23 protein-coding genes and 1 other RNA gene are annotated in these 26,449 nt (G+C 62.7%); 19 read left to right on the top strand and 5 right to left on the bottom strand.

What is annotated here, in order from left to right:
* The first annotated feature begins 39 nt into the window (after positions 1-39).
* The 6 genes from AUJ55_12510 to AUJ55_12485 are packed head-to-tail and all read left to right on the top strand — an operon-like array spanning position 40 to position 4,800.
* Positions 40-519 carry a hypothetical protein gene (locus AUJ55_12510; protein OIO54126.1) on the top strand — a complete coding sequence of 160 codons (480 nt, stop codon included), beginning with the start codon at positions 40-42 and terminating at the stop codon, positions 517-519.
* Between the two features lie 2 nt (positions 520-521).
* Positions 522-1,466, top strand: coding sequence for an HPr(Ser) kinase/phosphatase (locus AUJ55_12505; GenBank protein ID OIO54117.1), 945 nt, complete (start codon positions 522-524; stop codon positions 1,464-1,466).
* A gap of 2 nt (positions 1,467-1,468) precedes the next feature.
* Positions 1,469-2,353 carry an RNase adaptor protein RapZ gene (locus AUJ55_12500; protein ID OIO54116.1) on the top strand — a complete coding sequence of 295 codons (885 nt, stop codon included), beginning with the start codon at positions 1,469-1,471 and terminating at the stop codon, positions 2,351-2,353.
* A 29-nt stretch (positions 2,354-2,382) separates the two neighbouring features.
* Positions 2,383-2,811, top strand: a complete 429-nt coding sequence (locus tag AUJ55_12495; GenBank protein OIO54115.1) for a hypothetical protein — start codon at positions 2,383-2,385, stop codon at positions 2,809-2,811.
* Positions 2,804-3,073: a phosphocarrier protein HPr gene (locus tag AUJ55_12490; protein OIO54114.1), complete on the top strand. Its 270-nt coding sequence runs from the start codon at positions 2,804-2,806 to the stop codon at positions 3,071-3,073. Before AUJ55_12495 ends, AUJ55_12490 begins: the two co-directional genes overlap by 8 nt.
* A complete protein-coding gene (locus AUJ55_12485) occupies positions 3,070-4,800 on the top strand; it encodes a phosphoenolpyruvate--protein phosphotransferase (protein ID OIO54113.1) in 1,731 nt (576 codons plus the stop codon). The genes AUJ55_12490 and AUJ55_12485 overlap by 4 nt, the downstream gene beginning before the upstream one ends.
* Here the strand turns inward: AUJ55_12485 and AUJ55_12480 are convergent.
* From AUJ55_12480 to AUJ55_12465, 4 genes are all read right to left on the bottom strand, one after another.
* The gene (locus AUJ55_12480) at positions 4,781-5,878 is read right to left on the bottom strand and encodes a hypothetical protein (GenBank protein ID OIO54112.1); all 1,098 of its coding nucleotides are present in this window, start codon (positions 5,876-5,878) and stop codon (positions 4,781-4,783) included. The genes AUJ55_12485 and AUJ55_12480 overlap by 20 nt on opposite strands.
* Positions 5,875-6,789 (bottom strand): hypothetical protein, encoded by a 915-nt coding sequence (locus AUJ55_12475; protein ID OIO54125.1) that lies wholly within the window; start codon positions 6,787-6,789, stop codon positions 5,875-5,877. The genes AUJ55_12480 and AUJ55_12475 overlap by 4 nt, the downstream gene beginning before the upstream one ends.
* Positions 6,790-6,862: 73 nt before the next feature.
* Positions 6,863-7,432 carry a dCTP deaminase gene (locus AUJ55_12470; GenBank protein ID OIO54111.1) on the bottom strand — a complete coding sequence of 190 codons (570 nt, stop codon included), beginning with the start codon at positions 7,430-7,432 and terminating at the stop codon, positions 6,863-6,865.
* A 145-nt stretch (positions 7,433-7,577) separates the two neighbouring features.
* On the bottom strand, positions 7,578-7,904 hold the full coding sequence (locus tag AUJ55_12465) for an iron-sulfur cluster insertion protein ErpA (protein ID OIO54110.1): 327 nt from the start codon (positions 7,902-7,904) through the stop codon (positions 7,578-7,580).
* Between the two features lie 260 nt (positions 7,905-8,164).
* Between AUJ55_12465 and AUJ55_12460 the strand changes: the two genes are divergently transcribed.
* Together AUJ55_12460 and AUJ55_12455 are read left to right on the top strand one after the other, a co-directional pair.
* Positions 8,165-9,835, top strand: a complete 1,671-nt coding sequence (locus tag AUJ55_12460; GenBank protein OIO54109.1) for an arginine--tRNA ligase — start codon at positions 8,165-8,167, stop codon at positions 9,833-9,835.
* An 18-nt stretch (positions 9,836-9,853) separates the two neighbouring features.
* The gene (locus AUJ55_12455; protein ID OIO54108.1) at positions 9,854-10,450 is read left to right on the top strand and encodes a hypothetical protein; all 597 of its coding nucleotides are present in this window, start codon (positions 9,854-9,856) and stop codon (positions 10,448-10,450) included.
* Positions 10,451-10,693: 243 nt separating this feature from the next.
* Here AUJ55_12455 and AUJ55_12450 read toward each other — a convergent pair whose 3' ends face one another.
* A complete protein-coding gene (locus AUJ55_12450; GenBank protein ID OIO54107.1) occupies positions 10,694-12,556 on the bottom strand; it encodes a hypothetical protein in 1,863 nt (620 codons plus the stop codon).
* A gap of 223 nt (positions 12,557-12,779) precedes the next feature.
* Between AUJ55_12450 and AUJ55_12445 the strand changes: the two genes are divergently transcribed.
* The 11 genes from AUJ55_12445 (at position 12,780) to AUJ55_12395 (ending at position 26,435) form a co-directional block, all read left to right on the top strand.
* Entirely contained in the window at positions 12,780-17,411 is a 4,632-nt protein-coding gene (locus tag AUJ55_12445) for a glutamate synthase subunit alpha (GenBank protein ID OIO54106.1), read from the top strand.
* Positions 17,404-18,837, top strand: coding sequence for a glutamate synthase (gltD, locus tag AUJ55_12440; protein ID OIO54105.1), 1,434 nt, complete (start codon positions 17,404-17,406; stop codon positions 18,835-18,837). Before AUJ55_12445 ends, gltD begins: the two co-directional genes overlap by 8 nt.
* Positions 18,838-18,979: 142 nt before the next feature.
* Positions 18,980-19,228, top strand: a complete 249-nt coding sequence (locus AUJ55_12435) for a hypothetical protein (protein OIO54104.1) — start codon at positions 18,980-18,982, stop codon at positions 19,226-19,228.
* Complete coding sequence (locus AUJ55_12430) at positions 19,225-19,512, top strand: hypothetical protein (protein OIO54103.1); 288 nt, start codon at positions 19,225-19,227, stop codon at positions 19,510-19,512. Before AUJ55_12435 ends, AUJ55_12430 begins: the two co-directional genes overlap by 4 nt.
* 52 nt (positions 19,513-19,564) lie before the next feature.
* Positions 19,565-19,747, top strand: a non-coding RNA gene (gene ssrS / locus AUJ55_12425) — 6S RNA.
* Positions 19,748-19,788: 41 nt separating this feature from the next.
* A complete protein-coding gene (locus tag AUJ55_12420; protein ID OIO54102.1) occupies positions 19,789-20,325 on the top strand; it encodes a 5-formyltetrahydrofolate cyclo-ligase in 537 nt (178 codons plus the stop codon).
* 65 nt (positions 20,326-20,390) lie between these two features.
* Positions 20,391-21,980 (top strand): ribonuclease Y, encoded by a 1,590-nt coding sequence (locus AUJ55_12415; protein OIO54101.1) that lies wholly within the window; start codon positions 20,391-20,393, stop codon positions 21,978-21,980.
* A 2-nt stretch (positions 21,981-21,982) separates the two neighbouring features.
* Positions 21,983-22,786: an undecaprenyl-diphosphatase gene (locus AUJ55_12410; GenBank protein OIO54100.1), complete on the top strand. Its 804-nt coding sequence runs from the start codon at positions 21,983-21,985 to the stop codon at positions 22,784-22,786.
* Positions 22,787-22,804: 18 nt separating this feature from the next.
* The gene (locus AUJ55_12405) at positions 22,805-23,566 is read left to right on the top strand and encodes an ABC transporter ATP-binding protein (protein ID OIO54099.1); all 762 of its coding nucleotides are present in this window, start codon (positions 22,805-22,807) and stop codon (positions 23,564-23,566) included.
* Entirely contained in the window at positions 23,563-25,047 is a 1,485-nt protein-coding gene (locus AUJ55_12400; GenBank protein OIO54098.1) for a hypothetical protein, read from the top strand. The genes AUJ55_12405 and AUJ55_12400 overlap by 4 nt, the downstream gene beginning before the upstream one ends.
* The gene (locus AUJ55_12395) at positions 25,047-26,435 is read left to right on the top strand and encodes a DNA repair protein RadA (protein OIO54097.1); all 1,389 of its coding nucleotides are present in this window, start codon (positions 25,047-25,049) and stop codon (positions 26,433-26,435) included. Before AUJ55_12400 ends, AUJ55_12395 begins: the two co-directional genes overlap by 1 nt.
* The last annotated feature ends 14 nt before the right edge of the window (positions 26,436-26,449 follow it).

Genomic DNA, 26,449 nt, shown 5'->3' with positions numbered 1-26,449 from the left:
GCGGTTTCGACGGCGCAGGGGGGTCAAGTCGGCGACGGCTTGGCCGCCATTCTCCCCCAGCAAGCGGTGGTCGATCCCCTCATTGGGGCGACCAAAAAGGTGGTCCTCGAACATCTGGCCGACCGGTTGGCCCGGCAGATGGAGGGGGTGGCCATCACCGAGGTGCTGCGGGTGCTCATGGAACGCGAGAAACTCGGTAGCACCGGCATCGGCGGCGGTATCGCCATCCCCCACGGAAAAATCAAGGGGATCGACCACCCCTGTTGTGCGTTCGGGCGCTCCACCGAAGGGATCGCCTTCGATGCGATGGACGGCGCCCCGGTTCATCTCTTCTTCGCCATCATCGCCCCTGCCGACTCAGTCAGCGAACACTTGCGGGTTTTGGCGAGGATCTCCCGACTGCTCAAGATCGACGCCCTGCGCCACGAGTTAATGGCGGCGGACAACGGTGAAGAGCTCTATTCCATCCTCACCCGCTACGACGAGCAGCTCAGTCGGGGGGATCAGGGAGGCGGCTAATCATGCCGATGGCGGTCACCATCTCCGAGCTGTTCCAGAATGAAGCCGCCGCGTTGCAACTGACATGGGTGGCTGGGCACGAAGGGGGGGGGCGTCAGATCCGCGATCCCCAGCTGCAAAAACCCTCCCTGGCTTTGACCGGCTACGTCGATTACCTCGACCCCCATCGCCTCCAAGTCATTACCCGTACCGAAACCGGTTTTTTAAATACTCTGGACGAAGCCCAAAAAGCCCAGGCCATTGCCGGGATTTTCGAGCGCGATCTCACCGCTGTGGTGCTGCTGACCGATGGCGAGGTTCATCCCGCCCTGGTTGATGCTGCAGGTCGTCATGGTGTCCCTCTGCTGATCTCCCCCTTGACCGCCGCCGTATTCTTCCCCATCGCCACCCGTTTTCTCGAACTTCAGCTCGCCCCCACCACCCATATTCACGGGGTCTTTCTCGATATCTACGGGATCGGCACGATCATCTCCGGCTCCTCCAGCATCGGAAAGAGCGAAACGGCGCTGGAGTTGATCACCCGAGGCCATCGCTTGGTCGCCGATGACGTGGTGGAGCTGCGCCGCGATGCGCCGGGGATTTTGGGGGGGACCTCCCCGGCGCCACTGCGGCGCTATCTTGAGATCCGGGGCTTGGGGATTCTCGACGTCGAAAAACTCTTCGGGGCTGCGGCGGTCCTGGAACACAAACGTTTGCAGCTCATCATCGAATTGGTCCCCTGGGAACAGCACGTTCAGGTCGACCGCCTGGGGTTGGAACAAAGCAACAAATCGATCCTGCACGAAGAGATTCCCTGCATCGCGTTGCCAGTGTCGCCGGGGCGCAACATCGCGATTTTGGTTGAGGTGGCGGTGCGGATGCAGCAGCTGCGTTGCCAAGGGATCAACCCCGCCGAGCAGCTGGCCCGGGAGCTCGAAGAGCGGATGTTCATGGAGGGGGGAGGCTGACGGTGGGTTGGCGAGGTCGGCGCATCGTTTTGATTTCGGGCTTGTCGGGTGCTGGATGTTCCACTGCCCTGCATGCCCTCGAAGATCAAGGGTTCGAAAGCGTCGACAACGCCCCCCTTTCGTTGCTCCCCGAGGTCGCTCGCCGCTGTTTCGAACAGCACCCCGATCGTCCCATTGCCCTGGGCTTCGATATTCGTAATGCCGATGAAATGGCGCAGTGGCAAGGGTTGCGGGCCCAGCTCGACCCCATCGCCGAGACCTCCCTGCTCTTTCTGGAGTGCGACGAGGGGGTGATTCTACGCCGCTACAGCGAAACGAGGCGGCGCCATCCGGTGGGGGCGGGGCGTGCGCTGCGCGAGGCGGTAGCGTTGGAGTACGACCTTTTGGCGCCGGTGCGTCAGGAGGCGGAGCTGCGCATCGATACCACCGCCATGAACGTACACCAGTTGCGCCGCGCGGTGATCGACCGCTTGGGCATGAAGGGGGATCCGGCCCTGGTGTTGCTCTCGTTCGGTTTTAAACGGGGGCTGCCGATGGAGGCCGATTTTCTGTTCGACGCCCGCTTTTTACCCAACCCCTACTTCGACCCCGATCTACGCCCCCTGAGTGGCTGCGACCGACCGGTTGCCGACTTTCTGCAGGGACATGACGAGGTGGGGCATTACCTTGATAGCATCGAGGCCTTGATGCGCCAGGTGCTGCCGGGGTTTGCCCAGGCGCTCAAGCGGTACGTCACCATCGCCATTGGCTGCACCGGTGGGCAACATCGCAGTGTCTATTTGATCGAGGGATTGGCCCACCGTTTGGCCAGCCACTACCCCGACCTGTTGGTACGGCACCGCGATAAGGTTGATCCACCCGACTCCCCCCCCCATTCCACCGATTAATCGCTGTTCAGCCCCCACGGAGGCATCCCATGATCGGTCTTGTCGTTGTCACCCACGCCCAAATCGCGCAGGAGCTCTATCGGGCGGTGGTCCATATTCTGGGTGAGGAGCAGCAAAACTTTGTTGCGGTGGGCATCGAATCGGCCGACGACCCCGACCAGGCGCTGGCGCGGGTTAAGGAAGGGGTGGCGCGGGGCGATACCGGCGAGGGGGTGTTGATCCTAACCGACATGTTTGGCGGTACCCCCTCCAATCTGGCGCTCAGCCTGCTCGGCGACAAGGTTGAGGTGGTGGCGGGGGTCAATCTGCCCATGCTGGTTAAGGCGGCCGACCGGCGCAGACAAGAAAATTCGTTGCAGGCGCTGGCCAAACAGGTACGCGACGCCGGAACCAAGTCGATTGTGATCGCCGGGGAGCTTCTTCCGGGGCGGGCACGCATGGGGCTGAAGCATGCGTGAGGCGACGCTGCACATCGTCAATCGCCTGGGTCTGCATGCCCGTGCCTCGGCCCGGTTCGTCCAAGAGGCCTCCCGCTTTAAAAGTCAGGTATTCCTTAAAAAAGGCGACATCGAGATCAACGCCAAGTCGATTCTTGGGGTGATGATGTTGGCCGCCGGGCCCGGCAGCGAATTGACCCTGCGGGTCGAGGGGGAGGACGAGGAGCAGACGGTCGAGGCGTTGGCCGCGCTGGTCGCCAACCGTTTCGGGGAGGAGCAATGATCCTCACCCCCGAGGCATTGGCCCGCTCCAACGGTTCGGGTGCTCAGATCAACGGGGTTGGGATCGGTCGGCGCATGGAGCTGGGGGTGGTCTATCGGCTCGACCGGGGCGACCTCGATGTGCCGGAGCGCAGCGTTTCGGCCCGGATGATCGAGTTTGAAATTGCCCGTTTCGAACAGGCAATCCGGCAAACCAAAGGGCAACTGGCCGCTGCCAAGCAGATGGTCAGCAACCTAGGTAGCCGCGATCCTGCCATTTTGATTGAGGCCCACGAGCTGCTGCTGCAAGACCCGACCCTGCTCGATGGGGTCGTCCGCCGCATTCGCGAGCGCTCCATCAACGCCGAGTGGGCGGTGAAACAGCAGATCGGCGAGATCTGCGACCTCTTTCGCAATCTGCCCGACCCCTACATCAAGGAGCGGGCGGTCGACGTGCTCCAGGTCGGACAGCGGGTGATGCGGGCACTGCTCGGCAGCGAGGATGGCGACGGCTGGCGGGCGATTCCCGAAGGGTCGGTGGTGGTCGCCGAGGACATCACCCCGGTCGACACCTCCCATCTGGCCCACCGTAAAATCAAAGCCTTTGTCACCGAAGGGGGGGGGCTGACCTCCCATACGGCGGTGATCGCCCGCTCCCTCGGCATTCCCGCTGTGGTCGGGGCCATGGGGGTCATGACCCAGGTCGAGACCGGCGATCTGGTGTTGGTCGATGCCCAGACCGGTCTGGTCGTTGTGAATCCCGCCCCCGACCTGATTCAGGAATCGCTGGAGCGGATCTCCCTGCAAGGGCAGCGCTTTCAAGAGATCATGGGGCGGGTGCAGGAGGCGGCCCTGACCCTTGATGGGGAGCGGATCGTCATTGAGGCCAACGTCGACCTGCCCGACGAGATCCCCACCTTAGAGGCCAGCGGTGCCGAGGGGGTCGGGCTCTATCGGACCGAATTTCTCTACCTCGACCGCAGCGATCTGCCCGACGAGGAGGAGCACTTCCAGGCCTACCTGCGGCTGGTGCGGCGCAGCAAGGGGATGGTGACGATTCGGACCCTCGACATCGGGGCCGACAAGGCGCTGCCGCAAATCCCGACCCTGCACGCCATCAATCCCGCCCTGGGGCTGCGCGGCTTGCGGCTGTGTCTGCGCTTCACCGAGTTGTTTCGCCCCCAATTGCGCGCCTTGATGCGGGTGGCGGCCATCGCCCCCGACCGGGTCCGTATTCTGCTACCGATGGTGACCTCGGTGGGGGAGGTGCTCAGGGTTCGAGAGATGTTGCGTGAAGAATCCCAGGCGTTAGCCCAGGCCAAAATCGTGCATCACCCCAATCCTCCCCTGGGGGTGATGATCGAAACCCCAGCCGCGCTCACCATTGCCGACCTCTTCGCCCCTCACGTCGAATTTTTCTCGATTGGGACCAACGATCTGGTGCAGTACACCCTGGCGGTCGACCGCGACGACGAACATGTCGCCTCTCTCTACGATCCGGAGCATCCGGCGATTTTGCGGGGGATCCTGCAACTGGTCGGGGTCGGACAACGGTTCGGGGTCGACGTGGGGATCTGTGGCGAGCTTGCGGGGATGGAGCGGTTCACCGAGTTGTTGGTGGGGCTGGGGCTGCGGCGGCTGTCGATGGCCCCCCGTTCCATCCCCTACATCAAGGATTTGGTGCGTAGCCTCGACGCTGCCGCTGCCCGGCAGCAGTTGGGGGATCGCATCAAGGCCTTGGGGGGCTGACCTGCCATAGGGTGACCGGCAGCCCGCCGTGGTCGAAGTGGAGTAGCGCCTGGGCCGAGTTTGAGGGGACTGGCGCGTTTGCCGGGCGCAGCAGCGCCACCCGCCAGCCCGCCGCCACCCAGGGTTGCCACCAGCGCTGCGGAAAATCCCGCCCCAGTCGCTCCCCGTAGGGGGGGTTGGCCAGCAACAGACCGGGGCGCACCTTCGGATCGAACGGCATCCGTCCCACATCCCCCTGCACCACATCCACCCATGACGCCATCTTCGCCTCGGCCAGATTGGCCCGGCTGCGCGAGAGTGCCTGTGGATCTAGGTCCCAGGCAACAATCGGGGCGACGGGGTTTTGCAGCCGCACGGTCGCCTCGTCCAGCATTTTGCGCCAGGGGCGTTGGGAGACCTCGGGCCAGTCCGTGAAGGCCATGGGACGGGTCAGCCCCGGCGCCCGTTTGGCGGCGATCCACCCCCCCTCCACCGCCAGGGTGCCGCTGCCGCAAAAGGGGAGTTGCAACGCCTCATCGCCCCGGTAACCGGCGGCGATTAAACAGGCGGCGGCCCGGTCGGGACGCAAGGGGGCCAGCCCCGGATCGACCCGCCAACCCCGCCGTGCCAAATGCTCCCCCGATAGATCAAGACGGACCGAAACCTCGTCCTCGATCACTGCCACCAGCAGGCGTTGCTTCGCCTCGCCCCAGGGAACCACGGGATGCCCCTTGGCGGCCAGGCGTTCCCCCACCCGCCCGGCGATGCCCCCCTCGTGGTAGAGGCGGGAGCGTTGACTGCTCGCCCGCACCGCCACGGTAGAGCCGCTGGGCAAAAACCGCCCCCAGGGTAACCCCGCAAGTCCCCCCGTGAGTGCATCCCAATGACGCGCCCGATAACGGGCCAGGGTCAACCAGACCCGACCGATGGTGCGCCCTTGCAGGCACAGCCGCATCCCGGCGGGCAAGCTTCCCCGCGCCGAAATCGCCCCCGGCTCTTTGCCAGAGAGCACCAAACCGGCCGCGCTCGCCTCGGCTGCGGCCAGGTCTTCGAGTCCTCGGGTGGTGGCGATACGAAACAGGTGCTGCGGGGGACTCATTGCGGGGGGGGTAGGGCGCGAAAGCCTACCCGGTCGAGATGGTCGACCAGCGCCAGCACCACCCCGGTGTGTCCGGCAGGCATGATGTGGAAGCCCGCCACCCGGTCGCGGGCGGCGTCGAGCATCGCCATTGCCTCTTGGGTTCCCTGGGCCAGTTCCGCCTCGGGATCGCCCTTATTCATGCGGGCCAGCAGGTCGGTGGGGATGTGGACGCCGGGGACCTTTTCGTCGAGAAAGCGGGCCAGTTTGAACGATTTGAGCGGCAGAATACCGAGCAGCACCGGGATGCCCAGGGGGGCAACCAGATCGAGAAAACGGTGCAGCGATTGGGGTTCGTAGACCGGCTGGGTCATGACGAACTCGGCCCCCGCCTCGACCTTTTTGGCCAGCCGTTTGATCTCGCTCTCAAGCTTGGGCGCGGTCGGATTGGCGGCTACGCCGATGCCGTAGTGGGGTTTGCCCTCAAGTGGGTGGCCGGTGGCATCGGTCCCCTCATTGAGGGTACGCACCGTCTTCACCAGCCCCACCGAATTGAATTCAAAGACCGGTTTGGCCTCGGGGTGGTCGCCGATGGCGACCGCATCGCCGGTCAGGGCCAGCAGATTGCGACATCCCAGCGCCCAGCCACCGAGCAGTTCGCTTTGCAGGCCGATCAGGTTGCGGTCGCGGGCGGTGAAATTGAAGACGGTATTAACCCCGAAGCGTTCTTGAATGATCGCCGCCAGGGCGATAGAGGAGATCTTCATCCGGGCCAGGGTCGAATCGGTGATGTTGACCGCGTCAACCCGGTCGGCGATGGGGGCCACCTCGGCCAGGGCCGAGCCCACATCGCACCCCTTCGGCGGCTTGACCTCGACGGTGACGACACGGCGATGGGCCAGCAGGTCGGGGATGCGGACAGGCCCTTGCAGGCCGGGGAGGGGGGTATGGGAAGGGGTCAACGCTCGACTCGACAAACGGGGGCGATTGCCCGATGAAAATGGATCACAACCGAGGCAGGGTGACGCCCCGTTGCCCCATGTATTTGCCCTTGCGGTCGCCGTAGGAGACCTCGCATTGCTCGTCCGATTGGAAGAACAGCATCTGGGCGATCCCCTCGTTGGCGTAAATCCGGGCCGGCAGGGGGGTGGTGTTGGAGAGCTCCAAGGTCACATGCCCCTCCCATTCCGGTTCGAGGGGGGTGACGTTGACGATGATGCCGCAGCGGGCGTAGGTCGATTTGCCCAAGCAGACCACCAACACGTCGCGGGGGATCTTGAAATACTCCACCGTGCGGGCCAGGGCGAACGAATTGGGGGGGATGATGCATTCGTCGGCAACGACGTCGACAAAGGAGTGGGCGCTGAACTCTTTGGGATCGACGATGGCGTTGTTGACGTTGGTGAAGATCTTAAATTCATTGGCTACGGTGACGTCGTAGCCGTAGGAGGAGAGCCCCGAGGAGATCAGGCGGCGACCTTCGTCGTCGTGACGCAGTTGGCCGTCGATGAAGGGATCGATCATCCCATGGTCGCGGGCCATCTTCCGGATCCAGATGTCGGACTTGATGCTCATGCGCGGCATGCCTCCTCAGGGGGGAGATTCTCAAAGGTCCGGTTTTATATAGGAATTGCCCCCAAGCTGCAAAAGCTTGGGGTGGGTAGGCAATAAAAAAGCCCCCCAGTTGGGGGGCCTTTGGTGTTGCTGGGACGACGTGCGTTCAACCGCAGGAAAAACTATTCCCGCAGCTACAGCTCGACGCCGCGTTGGGGTTTTTAATGACGAACTGGGCGCCGTTGAGGTCTTCGACATAATCGATCTCGGCGCCGTTGAGGTACTGTCCGCTCATGGCGTCGACCAGCACCGCGATTTTGCCCTGTTCGACCACGGTGTCGCTCTCGCCTTGGTTCTCGTCAAAGGTAAAACCGTACTGAAAGCCGGAGCAGCCGCCCCCCTGCACGAAAATGCGTAGCTTCAAGTTGGGATTGCCTTCAGCCTCGATCAGGTTGTGCACCTTGTCGACCGCGCTTTCGGTCATGGTAATCATGAAAAACCTCCTTCAAACGTCGGTTCTCGGTCGAACCGTGGGGTAGAAAAAAGAAAACGGGCACGAATGAGCACGGCAAGGAGGGCGAACGCTAAGCCACGGGGAGGGCGGTGGCAAGTAAAATCCCGACCTTTTAGCTCGGGAATAGAGGGGGGGAGGAGTCCGAGGTTCCGTCGCCGGTCCGTTCCTAATTCGGGGGCGCTTCTGCTACCCTTGCGCCCCTTCGATTTCCGTAACCTCAGGCAGGCTCGAATCTTCCTATGAAACATACCTTTACCGAACACTTGGTCGCCGCCATCGCGGCGTTGAAACAAGAGGGGGTGCTCCCCGTTGAGGCGGAGCCCGCCATCGCCATTGAGACCCCCCCACACCCCGAAATGGGGGATCTCTCCTCCCCCGTGGCACTGGGGTTGGCCAAGCAGGCGCGGATGGCGCCCCGCGTTTTGGCCGAAAAGCTCAAAGAAAAGATTGAGGCGGCGGGTGACGACACCATCGCCTCATTGGAAATCGCCGGTCCCGGTTATCTCAATATCCGCTTTCACCCCTGGTCCTGGGCGCAGGTGCTGCTGAAGGCGCGGGAGGAGGGGGCCCGTTTCGGGCGCTCCGAGATGGGGCAACGCAGGATGGTTCAGGTCGAGTATGTCAGCGCCAATCCAACCGGACCGCTCCATGTCGGTCATGGCCGGGGCGCCGCCTATGGCGATGTGTTGGGCAACCTGTTGGCCGCCGCCGGTTTCGACGTGGTGCGCGAGTACTACGTCAACGATGCGGGGAACCAGATGAACATCCTGGGGCGTAGCGTCTGGTACCGCTACCGGGAGCTCCTGGGCCAACAGGTCGACTTTCCCGAAGATCACTACCAGGGCGATTACATCCGCGATCTGGCCACCCGATTTCGGGCCGAGATGGGGGACGACTGGGGCGATGGGGCGCGGGAGTCCGAGATGCTGCCGCAGTTTCGCTCCTTCGCCGGACGGGAGATCCTGGCCTGGATTCGCGACGACCTGAAGCAATTCGGGGTCCGCTTCGACATTTGGTTTTCGGAGCAAAGTCTGTTCGATGCCGGAAAGGTCGAGCAGGCCATCGAGGTGCTCAAGGAGCGCGGGGTGGTCTACACCCAGGATGGGGCGCTGTGGCTGCGCTCCACCGACTATGGCGACGACAAGGATCGGGTGGTGGTTCGCGAAAACGGTGTTCCCACCTATCTGGCCAGCGACATCGCCTACCACCACGACAAATTCGAGCGGGGATTCAATACCATCGTTGATGTTTGGGGGGCTGACCATCACGGCTACGTCCCCCGTTTGAAGGCGGCGATGCAGGGGTTGGGGCATCCGGCTGAGCATCTTGAGGTGGAGCTGGTGCAGTTTGCTAGCCTGTTCCGTAGTGGTGAGAAGGTCTCGATGAGTACCCGCAGCGGTCAGTTCGAAACCTTAATCGACCTCATCAAAGAGGTGGGGGTCGATGCCGCCCGGTTCTTCTATTGCATGCGCCGGGCCGACGCCCACCTCGATTTCGACATGGACTTGGCGGTCAGCCAGAGCAACGACAACCCGGTTTTTTACGTGCAATACGCCCACGCCCGGATCATGAGTATTTTGCGCCAGGCCCAGGAGCGGGGTTTCGTGGTGGAGGGGGCGAGCAGCGAAGACCTCAAGCGGCTCGACCAGCCGGCGGAGCTGGCCATGATTCGGCAAATCGCCCGTTACCCCGAGGTGGTGGAGTCGGCGGCACTATCCCGCGAGGTCCACAAGATTCCCTACTTTTTGCAGGAGACCGCTACCGCGTTTCACCAGCTCTACAATGTCAGCCGCTTTCTGGTCGAGGAGGAGGATCTGCGCCGTGCCCGCATCGAATTGCTCAACGCAGTGCGGATTGTGCTGGACAACGGTCTGGGATTGCTCGGCGTCCACGCGCCGGAGCAGATGTAGTCGGATGAGGGGGGGACGATGAGAGACCATAGGCGCGGCGAGCGGGGGGCGGTTCGTCCGTTGTTGGTCACCGGAGCGGCGGTGGGTTTGGTGATGATCGCCTTCGTGGCGGGCTATTTTTTGGGCAAAAGCCACGGTTGGGAGGCTTCGGAGCGCTCCCACCAAGCCGGGTTGGTGGGTACGGTTGCTCCGGTTGCCCCCAACCATGCCGCCAGCGACGCCAACCGCAGCGAGATCGACTTTTACGACACCCTACCCCAAACCACTGTCCCCTCGACAACCCCCTCCACCACCCGGCAAGAGGCGGGGGAGGAACAGTCGGCTCAACCGGTGATCGCAGCCCCCGGCAATGATCCCGTTGCCGGTCTGATCGAGCAAAAAAGCAGCTACACCGTGCAGGTCGGTTCGTTCCACGAGCAGGACGAAGCGTTGGCGCTGAAGGAAAAACTCACCCCCCTGGGTGAGCCGGTCACCATCCAGCGCCGCGAACAGGGCGACGGCTCGGTTTGGTACCGGGTCCAATTGGGGGAATACCCCAATCGGGGTCAGGCTCAGAAGATGGCCGACCATATCGAGATGCTCTACCAGAGTCGTCCCTTGGTAGTGCTGCGCTAGCTCCGGTGGGGGTTGGGAAACGCCGAATCAAGGCCCCAGCCTTTTTCAGCGACGCTTGGCAAAGACTAGGGAAACGCTGATTAGAGGCATCCTGCCTTGAATCAGCACGCTGCGCAAAAACCAAAAGTAGGCGCCATGAGGCGGTGTCGTTTTTGCTTCTCTTTCAAAATCAGTCACTTACGTTCCTGCTTGTTGGCGCCCCATTCATGGGGCGCAAGGAAGCGCCGAATCGATCGGCGCTTTTTAGTAATCCCCCTCGGGCCACATCTCCGGGGTAAAACGGACCACCCGATTGCGCCCCCCCTCCTTGGCCTGATACAGCGCAACGTCGGCGTACTTCACCGCCTGCCAAAAAGCGTCGGTATCGCCGGGGTACTCCGCCACCCCGATCGACAGGGTTTTCTTCAAGGTGGTCGTTCCGGCCCGCATGACGTGTTCCTCAAGCTTGGAGCGGATCTTCTCGGCCACCATCACCGAGTTTTCGGCGTTGCTGTCCTGCAAAAGCACCACGAACTCCTCCCCCCCATAACGCACCACCAGATCCGAGGCTCGCACTGATTCGGTCAGGATCTTGGCGAGCTCTTTGAGCACCACATCCCCCACCTCGTGGCCGTGCTGGTCGTTGACCTGTTTGAAGAAGTCGACATCGCACATCAAGACCCCGAGTTGGGTCCCACGCCGTTTGATGCCAGCAGTCAGGGTGTCGAGGTATTCCTCTAGGGAGCGGCGGTTGTGCAGGCCGGTCATCGGGTCGCGCAGGGTGGTTTCTTTGAGTCCCGCCATCAGCCGTTTGGTCTCGATGACCGGAGCAGCCTCGCGCAGGTAGACTTTGAGGAAGGGGACGTAGCGCTGCACGATCTCTTTTTCGGATTCGGGGAAGACCAGCTGGATGACCCCCCCTACCGCGCCGGAAAGGATCATGGGGAGGCAGACATGGTAGAGGGTTTCGTCGCAGTCCTTGCCGGGGGCAAAGGAGCGGCACATATGGGGGATTTCGAGGTTTTCGACCGTGTGGCCGGTACGACGGGCCCGGCACGATTGGGGGGTGGTGAGGATGGCACGGTCGCACCATAACTCGGTGCAACCGTTGACCGAAACGGGGTGGATGCGACCGCGGACGTTGTCGACCTCATAGATCGAAAAGCGGCTGAAATCGAAATCCCGTTCCAGCATTTCGTGCAGACGACGGTAGACCTCGGGTAGATCCTCGTCCTCCTCGATGGCTCGCTTGAAGCGCTGCGCCTCGACCAATTGGTCGACGAGCGCCACGGTTCCGGCCAATTGGTCCCCCCCTTCGGCATGCCCCTCGCCGGTCAAGCTGACGATCTGTTGCTCGATCCGACCGATGTTCTGGTCGAGCTCCTCCATCAGATGATTCACCCCCTGGGCGATGGATCCGGTTTCGTCGTCGGAAAGCACGGGTGATCGGGAAGAAAAATCACCCGCCTCGGCACGAAACAACACCGTCTGCACCGATTCGGCGGTGTGGATCATGGGGGTGACGCCGCGTTGGATGATCCAGGCGGCGAGCAGTAAGAAAAACAGGGTGGCGGCGATCAATCCCGCATTGGCGGTTAAGGCCTCGGCCTGCATGGAGGACAGATCGGTCTCCAGGGTAATCACCCCCAAGACGGTCCCTTCGGGGACATCGTGGCACTCCATACAATTGGGGGTGCCGTTGTTGTGGGCGATGTAGGGGATCGAAACCCGGAGCGAGGGGGACAAATTGCCTGAAAGGATGGTTTGAGCTCGTGCGGAGGCAAGAACCTGCTGCTCGATGGCATCCGGTTGTTGCGACACGATGGGGGCCGCTGAAAAAGGCTCCTGCCCCAGATTTGAGTTGCGTACGATGCGAAGTTGCGAAAAACCGGGGGTCTGGGCGATCCGGGACAACAATTGCTCCCGGTGCTCGTCGTCGAACATGGTTCCGGCCGCCATCGCCTCGGTGAGGAATGTTCGGATGATCTCCGCCGTTTTCTGGGCTTGATGTTCGGCGGTTTGAAGCGAGAAATGGCGAAAGGAATACATCGAGATGCCGGTGATGACCACCAGCATCCCGACGCCGAGAAGGGTGACGAACAGGTTGCTTTTATGGCGCAGCTTCATGGAAACCTCGGGATGGAACGTGTTGCCGCGAAGGTTTAACCGGCCTACCGATATTCCATCAAAACCCGATTTTCACAAGGGTTCACGCACTTTTTGCGCCGCGACCATGCGATGCCTATACTCCCACCCCTTTTTTTCCGCCCACCGGGCGACGGGCCCCCGTTTTTGACTGCAGCACCATGGGGCTCTTCCATATTTCATTGACTGGTTAGGCGCAACAGCGATGGCGTGTCTCGGTTTGCCCCCCAAGTCCGGCTTGTACGATCCCTCTCAGGAAAAAGATGCCTGCGGCGTCGGTTTCGTGGTCGACATTCAAGGTCGAAAATCCCACGAACTGGTGCGGCAAGGGATTGAAATCCTTGTGAATTTAACCCACCGCGGCGCGGTGGGCGCCGATCCGCGCACCGGCGACGGCGCCGGTATTTTGCTGCAACTGCCCCACCGCTTTTTTAGGCGAGAGCTGGCGGCGCAGCATATTGAGCTGCCCGAACCGGGCCATTACGGGGTGGGGCAGGTCTTCTTGCCCCAGGACGAAACCGTGCGCGCCCGCATTGAGGCCATCGTCGCGCAGGTGATCGCCGCCGAGGGGCAGCGGCTGCTGGCTTGGCGCGATGTGCCGGTTGAGCCCAATGCCGTCGGCGAGGTCGCCCGTAGCGCCATGCCGGTGGTTCGGCAGGTCTTCGTGGCCGCCGAGGGGCTGGAGGGGGAGGCCTTCGAGCGCAAGATGTACGTCATCCGCAAAAGCATCTTCCGCCTGACGGGCGAGGCGTTTGACGGGATTCCCAAGGGATTCCACTTTTCGAGCATGAGCGCCAATACCATCGTCTATAAGGGGATGCTGCTGGCCGAGCAGGTTGACCGTTTCTACCCCGACCTGTGCGATCCGGCCATCGAGTCGGCCCTGGCGCTGGTACATCAACGTTTTTCGACCAACACCTTCCCCACCTGGGATCTGGCCCAGCCGTTCCGCATGATCGCCCACAACGGTGAGATCAACACGGTTCGGGGCAACAAGAACTGGATGAACGCCCGCGAGGCGACCCTGGCCTCCCCCTTGTTCGGCGACGATCTGCCCAAAACCTTCCCGATCATGCGCGAGGAGGCCAGCGACTCGGCCACCTTCGACAACGCCCTTGAGTTTTTGGTGATGAACGGTCGCTCCCTGCCCCAGGCCGCCATGCTCATGGTGCCCGAGGCGTGGGAGAGCCACACCAGCATGGATCCCGATCAACGCTCCTTCTACGAATTCCACGCGGCGGTGATGGAGCCTTGGGACGGTCCGGCGGCGATCATCTTCAGCGACGGCACCCGGGTTGGCGGCACCCTGGATCGCAACGGCCTGCGCCCGGCCCGCTACATTGTCACCAGCGACGACCGGGTGATTCTCGCCTCCGAGGTTGGGGTACTCGACGTCCCTCCTGCCCAGATCAAGGCCAGCGGGCGGTTGCAGCCGGGCAAAATGCTGCTGATCGACACCGAGCAGAAGCGGATCATCGCCGACGAAGAGGTCAAACGGGGGATTGTCGAGCGCCATCCCTACCGGCAATGGGTGCAACAAACCCGGATCGGACTGGACGATTTGGGCAGCGCCCAGCGCCCCGAGGTGCTCGACGATGCCGCGCTGCATCTGCAACAAAAGGTCTTCGGCTACAGCCGCGAGGATGAGCGGATCGTGCTGCTGCCCATGGCAACCTCGGGGCAAGAGGCGATCGGGTCGATGGGCAACGACGCCTCCCTGGCGGTGTTGTCGGATCAGCCCCAGCTGCTCTACGGCTACTTCAAGCAGCTCTTCGCCCAGGTGACCAACCCCCCCATCGACCCCATTCGCGAAGAGCTGGTGATGTCGCTGACCTCGATTTTGGGGCTGCGTCCCAATCTGCTCAGCGAGGATTGCGACCAGGTCAAACGGTTGTGGCTCAAGCAGCCGATCCTGACCTGTGAAGATCTGGAGCGGATCCGCGCCTTTGCCGGGCACGGTTTTAAAGCGGTGACCCTGAAGGCGATTTATCCGGTTGCTGGCGGCGGTGCGGCGTTGACCGAGGCGCTCGACCGTTTGTGTCGGCTCGCCCGCAAGGCCATCGACGTCGATGGCGCGACCGTGGTCATTCTGAGCGACCGAGGGGTCGACCGCGACCACGCCCCGATTCCAGCCCTGCTGGCCATCTCGGCGGTCCACCATGATCTGGTCGAGGGGGGGCTGCGCACCCGGGCCGGACTGGTGGTCGAGACCGGAGAGGCCCGCGAGACCGGCCACTTTGCGCTGCTGGTCGGGTTCGGCGCCGAAGCGATCAACCCCTGGGTGGCCCTTGAAAGCCTTGAAGGGATGGCCCGCGACGGCATTCTGCCCACCGAGGTCAGCATTGCCGATGCTCGGGCCCGTTTTGTTAAGGCGGCAGGCAAGGGGATGCTCAAGATCTTCAGCAAGATGGGGATCTCGACCCTGCAATCCTATTGTGGCGCTCAAATCTTTGAGGCCATTGGTATCAATCGCAGCGTCATCGACCGTTATTTCGCCGGGACCGCCTCGCGGGTCGGCGGGATCGACATCGAGCAGATCGCGCAGGAGACCGCCCAGCGTCATGGCCGCGCCTTTGCCCCCACGCCAGGGGAGCCGAGCGACCTGCTGGCCAGCGGCGGGCAATACGCTTTTCGCGCCAACGGCGAGTTTCACCAGTGGAATCCCGAAACCATCCATCTGCTGCAACACGCTACCCGCAGCGGTAGCTACAAAACCTACAAGGCCTACTCAGCCAAGGTCGACGATCAATCGCGCAAGATGGCGACCCTGCGCGGCCTGTTCGAGCTCGATCTGCTGCCCGAGGCGATCCCTCTGGATGAGGTCGAATCGGCCGAGATCATCGCCAAACGGTTCTGCACCGGCGCCATGAGTTTCGGGTCGATCGGCAAAGAGGCCCACGAGACCCTGGCGATTGCCATGAATCGGATCGGCGGGCGCAGCAATACCGGTGAGGGGGGTGAGGATCCGGCCCGTTTCACCCCCTACCCCAACGGCGATTCGGCCCGCAGTGCCATCAAACAGGTCGCCTCGGGTCGCTTCGGGGTGACCACCCATTATTTGGTCAACGCCGACGAGTTGCAGATTAAGGTCGCCCAGGGTGCCAAGCCGGGTGAGGGGGGGCAGCTTCCCGGCCATAAGGTCGACGAGATCATCGCCCGGGTGCGCCATTCGACCCCCGGCGTCAGCCTGATTTCGCCGCCGCCCCACCACGACATCTACTCCATCGAGGATCTGGCTCAGCTGATCTTCGATCTGAAGAACGTCAATCCCCAGGCTGTCATCTCGGTGAAGTTGGTGGCCGAGGTCGGCGTTGGAACGGTAGCTGCCGGTGTGGCCAAGGCCCATTCCGACCTGATCGTGATTGCCGGTCACGACGGCGGCACCGGCGCCTCACCGCTCACCTCGATCAAACATGCCGGGATTCCCTGGGAGATCGGCCTGGCCGAAACCCAGCAAACCCTGGTGCTCAACGACCTGCGTTCGCGGGTTGTGGTGCAGACCGACGGTCAGCTCAAGACAGGCTACGACGTGGTGGTCGCCGCCCTGCTGGGGGCCGAGGAGTACGGCTTTGCCACCTCTGCCCTCATCGTCGAGGGATGCATCATGATGCGCAAATGCCACCTCAACACCTGCCCGGTCGGGATCGCAACCCAGGACCCCCGCCTGCGCAGCCGCTACAACGGCAGTCCCGACCACGTGGTCAACTTCTTCATGTTCATCGCCCAAGAGGTGCGCGAATGGATGGCCCACCTGGGCTTCCGCTCCATGGACGAGATGATCGGTCGGGTCGACAAACTCGGCATGAAAAAGGCGGTTTCCCATTGGAAGGCCAAGGGGGTCGACCTTTCGGCGATCTTGGCCCATCCCGCTACCTTCGAGGGCGACAAGATCCGTTGCACCCAAAAGCAGGATCATGGTTTGGAGGCCAGCCTCGACAACGAGTTGATCGTCGAGGCGGAGCCCGCCTTGACCGGGCAGATTCCGGTCGCCATCGATATGCCGATCAAGAATGTCCACCGCTCGGTGGGGACCATGCTGGCGGGCGAGGTCACCCGCCGCTTCGGTCAACGGGGCCTCAAAGAGGACACCATTCTGGTGAACCTGACCGGGATCGGGGGGCAGAGCTTTGGCGCCTTCAACGTCGATGGGGTGACCTTGAATCTGCGAGGTCAGGCCAACGACTACGTCGGCAAGGGGATGAGCGGTGGTCGCATCGTTGTCAGTCCATCCCCCGAGGCGGGGTACGACCCCACGACCCAGATTGTGGTCGGCAACACCCTGCTCTACGGGGCGACCGGCGGCGAGGCCTACTTCCACGGCATGGCCGGGGAGCGCTTTGCGGTGCGAAATTCGGGGGCGCTGGCGGTGGTCGAGGGGACCGGCGATCACGGTTGCGAATACATGACCGGCGGGGTGGTGGTGGTGTTGGGGCCGACCGGGCGCAACTTTGCGGCGGGTATGAGCGGCGGCGTCGCCTTCGTTCTGAACGAAACCGGCGATTTCGCCGACCGCTGCAACTTGGCTATGGTCGACCTGGAGCCGATCAGCGACGAGGCCGATCTGCTTGAAGAGGTCGATCACCAGGGGGGTGATCTTGAGACCCACGGCTTGGTCGAGATCGATCCTTTGAACGATGCCGATGCCAGATTGCTGCATCAGTTGGTTTGGCGTCATCACAAATACACCGGCAGCCGCAAGGCCAAGGCCATTCTCGAACGGTGGCAGGAATGGCTGCCCCGTTTTGTGAAGGTCATGCCGATCGAATACCGCCGGGTACTGGAGCAACGCCAGCGCGAAGAGGCCAGGCGGGTTGCCGGGGAGGTGCAACATGGGTAAGCCGACCGGATTCCTGGAGTTCGAGCGTAAGGTCGAGGATTACCAATCGGTTGCCGAACGTTTGCAGCATTGGCACGAGTTCACTGAGGCGCTGCCCCAAACGGCGGTCGGTGAGCAGGGCGCCCGTTGCATGGATTGCGGCATCCCCTTTTGCCATTGGGGTTGCCCGGTCAACAACGTCATTCCCGAGTGGAACGATCTGGTCTATCGCGGTCGCTGGCAGGAGGCGATTGGGGTGCTGCATCGCACCAACAACCTGCCTGAAATCACCGGTCGGGTTTGTCCCGCCCCTTGCGAATCCTCTTGTGTTTTAGGCATCAACGACGACCCTGTTTCGATCAAGCTGATCGAAAAGAATATTGTCGAGCGGGCCTTTGAAGAGGGATGGATTACCCCGCAACCGGCGGCGCAAGCAACCGGTAAAACGGTGGCGGTGGTCGGTTCCGGCCCCGCCGGTCTGGCCTGCGCTCAGCAGTTGGCTCGGGCCGGTCATGCGGTGACCCTGTTCGAAAAGGCCGATCGAATCGGCGGTTTGCTGCGTTACGGCATCCCCGACTTTAAGCTCGAAAAATGGGTGATCGACCGCCGCATGGCCCAGATGCAGGCCGAGGGGGTGATTTTTAAGACAGGGGTGAACGTCGGGGTCGATGTGTCGGCAGACGTGCTCAAGTCCTCTTTCGATGCGGTGTGTTTAACCGGTGGCGCCATGAAAGCCCGCGATTTGCAGGTGCCGGGGCGCGATCTCAAGGGGATCCATCTGGCGATGGTGTTCCTGGCCCAGTCCAACCGCCGGGTGGCGGGCGACACGATTGCCGAAGCCGAATGGATCGACGCCAAGGGCAAACATGTGGTGGTCATCGGCGGCGGCGACACCGGTTCGGACTGCGTCGGTACCTCCAACCGGCAAGGGGCCGCCTCGGTTTTGCAGATCGAGTTGCTGCCCAAGCCCCCCGAAGAGCGCGATCCGACCACGCCGTGGCCGCTGTGGCCCAATAAGCTGCGTACCTCCTCCTCCCATGAAGAGGGTTGCGAGCGGCTCTGGTCGGTCAACACGATCCAGGCCGAGGGGGCGCAAGGTCGGGTGACCTCCTTGACCCTCGAAGAGGTCTCCTGGAGCCAAGTCGAGGGACGCTGGCAGATGACCCCCGTCGCGGGGAGTCGTCGCACCGTCCCCGCCGATCTGGTCTTTTTGGCCATGGGTTTCACCCAACCGGTGCATGAAGGGCTGTTGAGCGACCTGGGGGTCGCCTTCGATGGACGCAACAATGTTCAGGTCGATGAGACGATGATGACCTCGATCCCCGGCGTGTTTGCCGCCGGAGATATGGCCCGGGGCGCCTCGCTGGTGGTGCGGGCGATTGCCGATGGACGCCGCGCCGCCAAGGGGATCGACACGTTTTTGATGGGAAGCAGCAAACTGCCTTGATACCTGGGATGAAGAGGAAGGCAGGCTTCTTGACCCATGCGCGACAGCAGACGTATCCTGACTTTGCGTTCGACATGGTTTTGATGGTGGGTGTCGGCGCGGAACCAATGTCATTGCATAGCATGTAGAGCGGGCGAATCCCTTGGAATCTTTGGATCTTCTTGAAGAAAAGCTCCATCGCTTGATGGAGGATCTGGGTCGCTGGAAACGCGAAAGCGATTCCATGCACACCCGTCTTCAAGATGGGGAAGAGAAACTCTCTTCCCTGAGTGAGGAAAAGCGGCGGCTGAGTGAAGAAAACAGCCGTTTGCTGAGTGAACGTGAGGCAATCCGTCACCGGGTTAGAGGTTTGGTCGAACGGTTAGAGAAGCTGGACCTGGATGCATCATGAGCAAACGGTCGATTGAGGTTTCTCTACTTGGGAAGAAGTATCCGCTGCGCACCGACCTCGATGAGGGGCGGTTGCAACGGATCGTCCATCACGCCGAACAAACCTTGAAACGGGTCAGCGGCAATCAGGTGCTGGCCATGGAACGTTCGGCGACGCTTGCCTTGTTGCAGGTGGTCGATGAATTGATCGAGGCACAAGAGGCTTTAGAGCAGCAGCAACGTCGCGTCGATGATCGAGCCCAGCGGTTGGTGGCTTTGGTCGACCGGGTGTTGGAGGCCTCCTAGTTTTCTCGATGCATCGGCTGTCTTTCCTCTTCTAAGATTGTTCCATGGCTTGAACGCCCTGCGCTGTGCGTGATTGGTGATGCAGGTTTGAACCAATATTCGTAACCCGGGGCCTGTCGCGATGGACCTGTGTGTAGGATGGGGCCTTGGCCTTGTCCCCTGATGGTCCGGCAAAGGCGCCCACTTTATGTGACCGGGTTCAACACGCTACGCCACACGGCAGCGCGGGGTACTATGGGCGGCTTATCTGAGCGCCGAAAGTCGATTCGGGCCGAAATGATCGCACACCTGCGATCCCGTTCCGCTTCACCCATCTCCCCCGATGTCGTTGGCCAGCTTTGGGTTCTCCTGCAAAACGCCCCTGCGGTCTTGGTCTATTGCGATTGCCAAGGCGAGTTTCCCACGGGGACGATCCGCGCTTTTCTGCAAGCTCGAAACATCCCCACCTATGTCCCCCGCATTGCCGGTCCTGGCCTGCTCGATTGGGTCTCCTGCCTTGAGGAGAACCTGCGGCCCGGCCGTTTTGGTATTCCCGAACCCAATGGTCCTGCGGTTGCGGCCCTTCCCGCCGATTTGTGGGTGTTGGCCCCCATGGTGGCGTTTGGCCCCCATGGGGAGCGGCTGGGTTATGGGGGTGGATATTTCGACCGTTTTTTTGATGCCTATCGGCGCGATCATGGAACGTGGCCGCGCCGCATTGGCTTGGCCTGGTCCGATCAGGGTCCGATTTCGTTTCCGGTGGCCGAGCACGATGTCCCCATGGAGGGGGTGATGACAGAAGTGGGGTGGGCGGTCGCGCCCCCCCCCAAATAACACGCCGTCAAGGCGTTGGGCTTATGCATCACGGGGCGCCTCGGGCGACCCCGTTGGAGGGGATGATGAATGTTGAATTGCTAATCACGGCGGTGGTGGCCGCTGTTCTGGGGGGCGGACTCGCCTTCGTTTTGTCGCGGGTCAAATCGCCCCCGGTCGCCCCGGCCGGTGAGGCGGAACAGGAGTTGCGCCGGGAGCTGTCCCGGGTCGAATCGGAATGGAGTCGGCTGCGCGACGATATGGAGCGTCGCATCGATGCCGAGGTGAATTTTCGTCTCAAAGACAAGGTGCTTGAGGAGCGCAGCAAACTCGAAATCGCTCTCGATAAAGAGCGTGAGGAAATCCTGAATCTTGAAAAGCGGCTGTTGGCCCGCGAAGAGACTATGGAGACCAAACTCGGGCAACTGGAACGCCGCGAAGAGCGGATGGAGGAGCGGGCGCAGCGGCTGGAGAGCGATCGCCAGCGTATGACTCAATGGGAAGAAAAACTCAAAACGGATGAGGCCGCTTTGAGCCATAAACTTGAAGAGATGGCGGGCTTAAGTCGGGAGGAGGCGCGGGAACTGGTGATGGAGATGATGCGCGAAGAGGCGCGTCATGCCGCCGCCCACCATGTGCGCCAGATCGAACAAGAAGCCAGGGAGGATGCCGAAAAACGGTCCCGCGAGATCATCACCACCGCCATTCAGCGTATGGCCGGCGAGTTCGTTTCGGAACGGACCGTCAGTGTTGTCCCGCTCCCCTCCGACGACCTCAAAGGGCGGATCATCGGTCGCGAGGGGCGGAACATCCGGGCCATCGAGGCAGCGACCGGGGTCGATTTGATCGTCGACGACACCCCCGAGGCGGTGGTCATCAGCGGCTTCAACCCGGTGCGGCGCGCCGTGGCCAAGAAGGCGCTGGAGCTGCTGATCGAGGATGGCCGCATTCACCCGCAACGCATCGAAGAGATGGTGAAAAAGGCCGAAAAAGAGGTCGCCCGCGAAATCAAAGAGGCGGGTGAACAGGCCATTCTTGAGGTCGGGATCGGCTCGGTTCACCCCGATTTGGTTCGCATCCTTGGCGCACTGAAATACCGCACCAGCTACACCCAGAATGTTTTGTCCCATTCGGTGGAGGTCGCCTTCTTTGCCGGGATGATGGCCGACGAACTCGGGCTCGATCCCAAGATCGCCCGGCGGGCCGGACTGCTGCACGACGTGGGCAAGGCGATCGACCACGACCGCGAGGGGAGCCACGCCATGATCGGCGGTGACCTGGGGCGCAAATACAAGGAGCGGCCCGAGGTCATCAACGCCATCGAGGGGCACCACTTCGATGTCGAGGCGATCAGTCCCTACACCCCCTTGGTGCATGCCGCCGACGCCCTCTCCGCCGCCCGTCCCGGCGCCCGGCGCGAGATGATGGAGACCTACATCAAACGGCTGCGTGACCTTGAGGCCATTGCTTCGAATTTCACCGGAGTTGAGCGCTCCTACGCCATTCAGGCGGGTCGTGAGCTGCGGGTGATTGTCTGCCAAGACAAGGTCGACGATCAGGGAACCCTGACCCTGGCCAACGCCATTGCCCGTAAGATCGAGGACGAACTGACCTACCCCGGCGAGATTAAGGTGACGGTGATCCGCGAAACCCGCGTCCAGCAGACGGCCCACTAACCATGGATATGCTGCAAGCGGTGGTTTTGGCGTTGATCCAGGGGTTGACCGAGTTTCTGCCGATCTCCTCCAGTGCCCACCTCATCATTTTGCCCAAGCTGGTCGACTGGCCCGATCAGGGGCTGGCCTTCGACGTCGCTCTGAACACCGCCACTTGGCTTGCGGTGGTTATTTACTTCCGTCACGACCTGCGCCGCTTGATCCATGGTTGGGGACGCACGGTGAGTGAGCGCTCGTGGCAGAACAACCACGACGGCAAGCTGGCCTGGATGGTGTTGGTCGCCACCATCCCGGTGGGGTTGGCGGGGCTGCTGGGGCACGGCTTGGTCGAAAACCATCTGCGCAGCCTGGAGGTGGTTGCCTGGGCGACCATCGTTTGGGGGCTGGTGTTGTGGCTGGCTGATCGCCGCCCCGGTCATCTTGATTTAGAACAAGCGACCTGGGCCATCGTGTTGGCGGTGGGGCTGGCCCAGGCGCTGGCGTTGGTGCCGGGGACCAGTCGTTCGGGCATCACCATCACAGCGGCCCTCTTCATGGGGTTGTCGCGGGTGGCGTCGGCGCGGCTGTCGTTTTTGCTGGCGATTCCGGTGGGGGCGCTGGCGGGTGGGCACGAGGCGTTGGGGATGTTCAAGGCAGCGGAGCAAACCCCTTGGCTGGCGGTGGGGGTCGGTTTTGTCGTTGCCTTCGTCTGCGCCTACTTGGCGATTCACTACTTTCTCAAGCTGATCGCCCGGTTCTCTATGACCCCCTTCGTGATGTACCGTCTGGCGTTGGGGGTGCTGCTGTTGGGCGCCGCTGGGATTTAACCACCGAGGAGTCGACCCATGCCGTTGCCAACCCCCCGTCTGCGTATGGCAGGGGTGAGCAAGCGTTTCGGGGATCACCGCGTGCTCGACCGTCTCGACCTGACGGTGGCGCCGGGTGAGAGCGTGGTGGTGATCGGCCGTTCGGGGGCCGGTAAATCGGTCCTCTTTAAATGTTTGTTGGGGTTGATGAAACCCGATGCAGGTGAGATCTGGCTCGACGAGGAGCGGATGGACACCCTGCCCCCCTCCGAGCAGTTGGAGCGGATGCGCCGGTTCGGCATGCTGTTTCAAGGCGGCGCCTTGTTCGACTCCATGACGGTGGGTGAGAACGTCGGCTTCGAGCTGACCGAACATATGCATTGGTCCAAGGCTAAGGTGCGCGAGCGGGTCGACGAAGTTCTGGGCTGGGTGGGCCTGCCCGGCGTTGCGGCGCGCAAACCGGCGCAGCTCTCTGGAGGGATGCAAAAGCGGGTCGCCTTGGCCCGAGCCATTGCCGCCAGCCCCGACATCATCCTCTATGACGAGCCAACCACAGGGCTCGATCCCATCATGGCCGACGTTATCAACCGTTTGATCCGCGACATCAACCGCCGCCTCGGCGCCACCTCGGTCACCATCACCCACGACATGAATTCCGCCTACTTCATCGCCGACCGCATCGCCATGCTTCACGAGGGGGCGATCCACGCGCAAGGGACCCCCGACGAAATCCGGGCCAGCACCCATCCCTTGGTGCGGCAATTCATCGAGGGCCGGGCCGAGGGGCCCATTCAGGTATGAGCGAGCTGCGGGTCGGTCTGCTCACCTTGATTGCACTGTCGGTGCTGGCGACCCTGTCGTTGCAGATCAAGCCGTTGCACCTGTTTTCGGGGGAGCAGGGGGAGATCGTCGCCCGTTTTGCCTCGGTCGAGGGGCTCACCCCGAAGGCCTCGGTGCTGGTCGCCGGCGTTAAGGTGGGCCGAGTGCGGGCCATCAACCTGCGCGATGGCCAGGCCTTCGTCACCATTGCCCTCGATCAGCCGGTGCAAATCACCCAAGGGACCCAGGCCCATGTCCGGGGCGGCGGTTTGGTGGGGGAGCGCTACGTGGTGTTGACCGTCCCCCTCGACGCCCCAGTTCTTGCCCAAGGGGCGACCATTGAGGGGCGTCAGGAGCCCTCGATGGGGCAGGTGATGGAACAGGTCTCCGACATCGCCCGCGACGTCAAGTCGGTGACCGAGGGGCTGCGCGCCGCCTTGGGGGGGGAGGAGGGGGCCGACCGGGTGCAGCGTTTCATGGACAACCTGGACGCCGTCTCGGCCAGCCTCAAACACATCCTCAGTGACGACGAGGCCCAGTTGCGCGGCGCCTCGAAGGATCTGGCCACCGTCCTCGATGCCCTGGCCCGCGACCTGCCCGACACGGTGGCCGACACCAAACGGGCGATGGGGGGGCTGCGGGAGGTCATGGACCAGCGCCAAGGGGACCTTTCCGGCGCTATCACGGCGCTGCGGTCGGCCGCCGAACGGATCGACCGGCTGGCCAAGCAGGTTGAAGAGGGCGACGGCAGCGCCGCCCGCTTCATCCGCGATCCCTCCCTCTTCGACGAGGTGCGCGACGCGGCGGCCAGCATCAAACGGGTTAGTCAGGCGTTGGAGGGGACCGACGGTGCCCTGGGGCTGCTCATCAACGATGCCGAAACCGCCGACCGGTTGGGCGGTACCCTTGAAAAGGTCGACAACATGGTGGGCAAGGTCGACGCCTTTCGTACCACCATCGACTTTCACGACGAATATCTGCTGCGCGATCAAGTCAGCCGCGGCTACTTCGGCCTGCGGTTTCAACCCCGGGATGACCGTTTTTACCGCGTTGAGTTGGTCTCCGACGGTCAGGTCCGCGCCTCCCATGACCCGAACCACCGCCTCTACGGAAGAGGTTTCGGCTCCAATGATCTGAAGTTCTCCCTGCAATTCGGTTGGTCGGTTGACGGACTTGAGCCCCGCATCGGCATCAAAGAAAACACTTTCGGCATGGGGCTGGACTGGTATCTGGCCAACGGCATCGCCTTGACCTCCGACCTCTACGACATGGATGGCGTCTACAGCGGCTCGACCAAACCCCACTTCAAAATCGCGGCCCGCTACCGATTCTGGGATGAGCGGCTCTTCGTGGCGGCGGGGGGCGACAACCTGCTCGACACCGCCGTGCGCTCCCCCTACGTCGGGGCGGGGCTGGTCTTCTCGGACGAAGACTTCAAGTACCTGCTCGGGCAGGTTTTCTGATGGCCAAATCGGTCCCCTCCAAAGACAAAACCCGCTTCGTCTGCCAGGAGTGCGGCGGCTCCTTCCCCCGTTGGAATGGGCGCTGCGGTGCTTGTGGCGGCTGGAATACCCTGGTGGAGGAGAAAATTGTCCCCGAGGCCAAGGGGGCTGCAGCCCGGTTTGTGGTCGAACAAGAGGGCAGGCCGCGCGGACTTGCCGAGATCGATCTGAGTCAGGCGCCGCGCATCGCCACGGGACTGGCCGAATTCGACCGGTTGCTGGGGGGGGGCATCGTCCCCGGTTCGGTCACCCTGATCGGCGGCGACCCCGGCATCGGCAAGTCGACGCTGCTGCTTCAGGTGGCCCACCGCTTGGCGACTCAGGGGCACAAACCGCTCTACATCAGCGGCGAGGAGTCGCTGGCCCAGATTCGTATGCGGGCGCAGCGGTTGGGTTTAAGCAGCGACACCGCGCTGCGGGTCGGGGGGGAAAACCGCCTGGAGGCGGTGCTGGAGCTGCTGCAACAAAACCCGCCGGCGCTGACGGTGATCGATTCGGTGCAGACCCTGTTCACCTCGGCGCTCGAAAGCGCCCCTGGCTCGGTGGCCCAGGTGCGCGAATGCGCCGCCCGGCTGGTGAGTTGGGCCAAGGGGGGCAGCGAGGGGGGGCGGGCGGTCATGCTGGTGGGGCATGTCACCAAAGAGGGGGCGATTGCCGGTCCTCGGGTGCTCGAACACATGGTTGACACGGTGCTGTATTTCGAGGGGGAGCGGGGGCTGCCGTTTCGAATTTTGCGCGGGGTAAAAAACCGCTTCGGCGCCACCGACGAGATCGCTGTGTTTCAAATGGCGGGGGAGGGGCTGGCCGAGGTGGTGAACCCTTCGGAGCTTTTCCTCGGCCACCGCGACCGTCCGGTCAGCGGTTCGGCCGTCGCCGCCATGATCGAGGGGACCCGCCCCATCCTGGTCGAGATTCAGGCGTTGGTTTCGCCCACCGCCTTCGGCATGCCCCGGCGTACCACGGTGGGGATCGACTCGGGACGGTTGGCCATGTTGTTGGCGGTGCTCGAAAAACGGGTGGGGCTGCATCTGAGCGATCAGGACGTTTTCGCCAACGCGGTGGGCGGGCTTAAACTCACCGAGCCTGCCAGCGATTTGGCGGCTGCGCTGGCGATTTGGTCCTCCTTCCGCGACCATCCCCTCCCCGATGGCCTGGTCGCGTTGGGGGAGGTAGGGCTATCCGGCGAGATCCGTCCGGTGCCGTTGATCGATCAACGGCTGCGCGAGGCGGTGAAGCTGGGGTTCCGGCGGGCGGTGATTCCGGTGACGGGAAGTCCCGAATCGATCCCAGGAGCCGAATTGATCCGTGTGCACCATCTTGCCGAGGCCGTCGACCGATTAAGCGGGTAGTGGCCTTGTTCCCG

It is taken from the genome of Proteobacteria bacterium CG1_02_64_396 (assembly GCA_001872725.1).
Taxonomy (GTDB): Bacteria; Pseudomonadota; MNWR01; order CG1-02-64-396; family CG1-02-64-396; genus CG1-02-64-396.
This window is presented reverse-complemented; position numbering and strand designations above follow the sequence as displayed.

Bases quoted from the DNA above. Each gene is read 5' to 3' on its own strand.
- AUJ55_12470 (OIO54111.1), bottom strand. From the start codon at position 7,432: ATGAGCATCAAGTCCGACATCTGGATCCGGAAGATGGCCCGCGACCAT.
- AUJ55_12465 (OIO54110.1), bottom strand. From the start codon at position 7,904: ATGATTACCATGACCGAAAGCGCGGTCGACAAGGTGCACAACCTGATC.
- AUJ55_12415 (OIO54101.1), top strand. From the start codon at position 20,391: ATGAATGTTGAATTGCTAATCACGGCGGTGGTGGCCGCTGTTCTGGGG.
- AUJ55_12480 (OIO54112.1), bottom strand. From the start codon at position 5,878: ATGAGTCCCCCGCAGCACCTGTTTCGTATCGCCACCACCCGAGGACTC.
- AUJ55_12495 (OIO54115.1), top strand. From the start codon at position 2,383: ATGATCGGTCTTGTCGTTGTCACCCACGCCCAAATCGCGCAGGAGCTC.
- AUJ55_12455 (OIO54108.1), top strand. From the start codon at position 9,854: ATGAGAGACCATAGGCGCGGCGAGCGGGGGGCGGTTCGTCCGTTGTTG.
- AUJ55_12450 (OIO54107.1), bottom strand. From the start codon at position 12,556: ATGAAGCTGCGCCATAAAAGCAACCTGTTCGTCACCCTTCTCGGCGTC.
- AUJ55_12400 (OIO54098.1), top strand. From the start codon at position 23,563: ATGAGCGAGCTGCGGGTCGGTCTGCTCACCTTGATTGCACTGTCGGTG.
- AUJ55_12395 (OIO54097.1), top strand. From the start codon at position 25,047: ATGGCCAAATCGGTCCCCTCCAAAGACAAAACCCGCTTCGTCTGCCAG.
- AUJ55_12460 (OIO54109.1), top strand. From the start codon at position 8,165: ATGAAACATACCTTTACCGAACACTTGGTCGCCGCCATCGCGGCGTTG.
- AUJ55_12430 (OIO54103.1), top strand. From the start codon at position 19,225: ATGAGCAAACGGTCGATTGAGGTTTCTCTACTTGGGAAGAAGTATCCG.
- AUJ55_12485 (OIO54113.1), top strand. From the start codon at position 3,070: ATGATCCTCACCCCCGAGGCATTGGCCCGCTCCAACGGTTCGGGTGCT.
- AUJ55_12505 (OIO54117.1), top strand. From the start codon at position 522: ATGCCGATGGCGGTCACCATCTCCGAGCTGTTCCAGAATGAAGCCGCC.
- AUJ55_12490 (OIO54114.1), top strand. From the start codon at position 2,804: ATGCGTGAGGCGACGCTGCACATCGTCAATCGCCTGGGTCTGCATGCC.
- AUJ55_12405 (OIO54099.1), top strand. From the start codon at position 22,805: ATGCCGTTGCCAACCCCCCGTCTGCGTATGGCAGGGGTGAGCAAGCGT.
- AUJ55_12420 (OIO54102.1), top strand. From the start codon at position 19,789: ATGATCGCACACCTGCGATCCCGTTCCGCTTCACCCATCTCCCCCGAT.
- AUJ55_12410 (OIO54100.1), top strand. From the start codon at position 21,983: ATGGATATGCTGCAAGCGGTGGTTTTGGCGTTGATCCAGGGGTTGACC.
- gltD (OIO54105.1), top strand. From the start codon at position 17,404: ATGGGTAAGCCGACCGGATTCCTGGAGTTCGAGCGTAAGGTCGAGGAT.
- AUJ55_12445 (OIO54106.1), top strand. From the start codon at position 12,780: ATGGCGTGTCTCGGTTTGCCCCCCAAGTCCGGCTTGTACGATCCCTCT.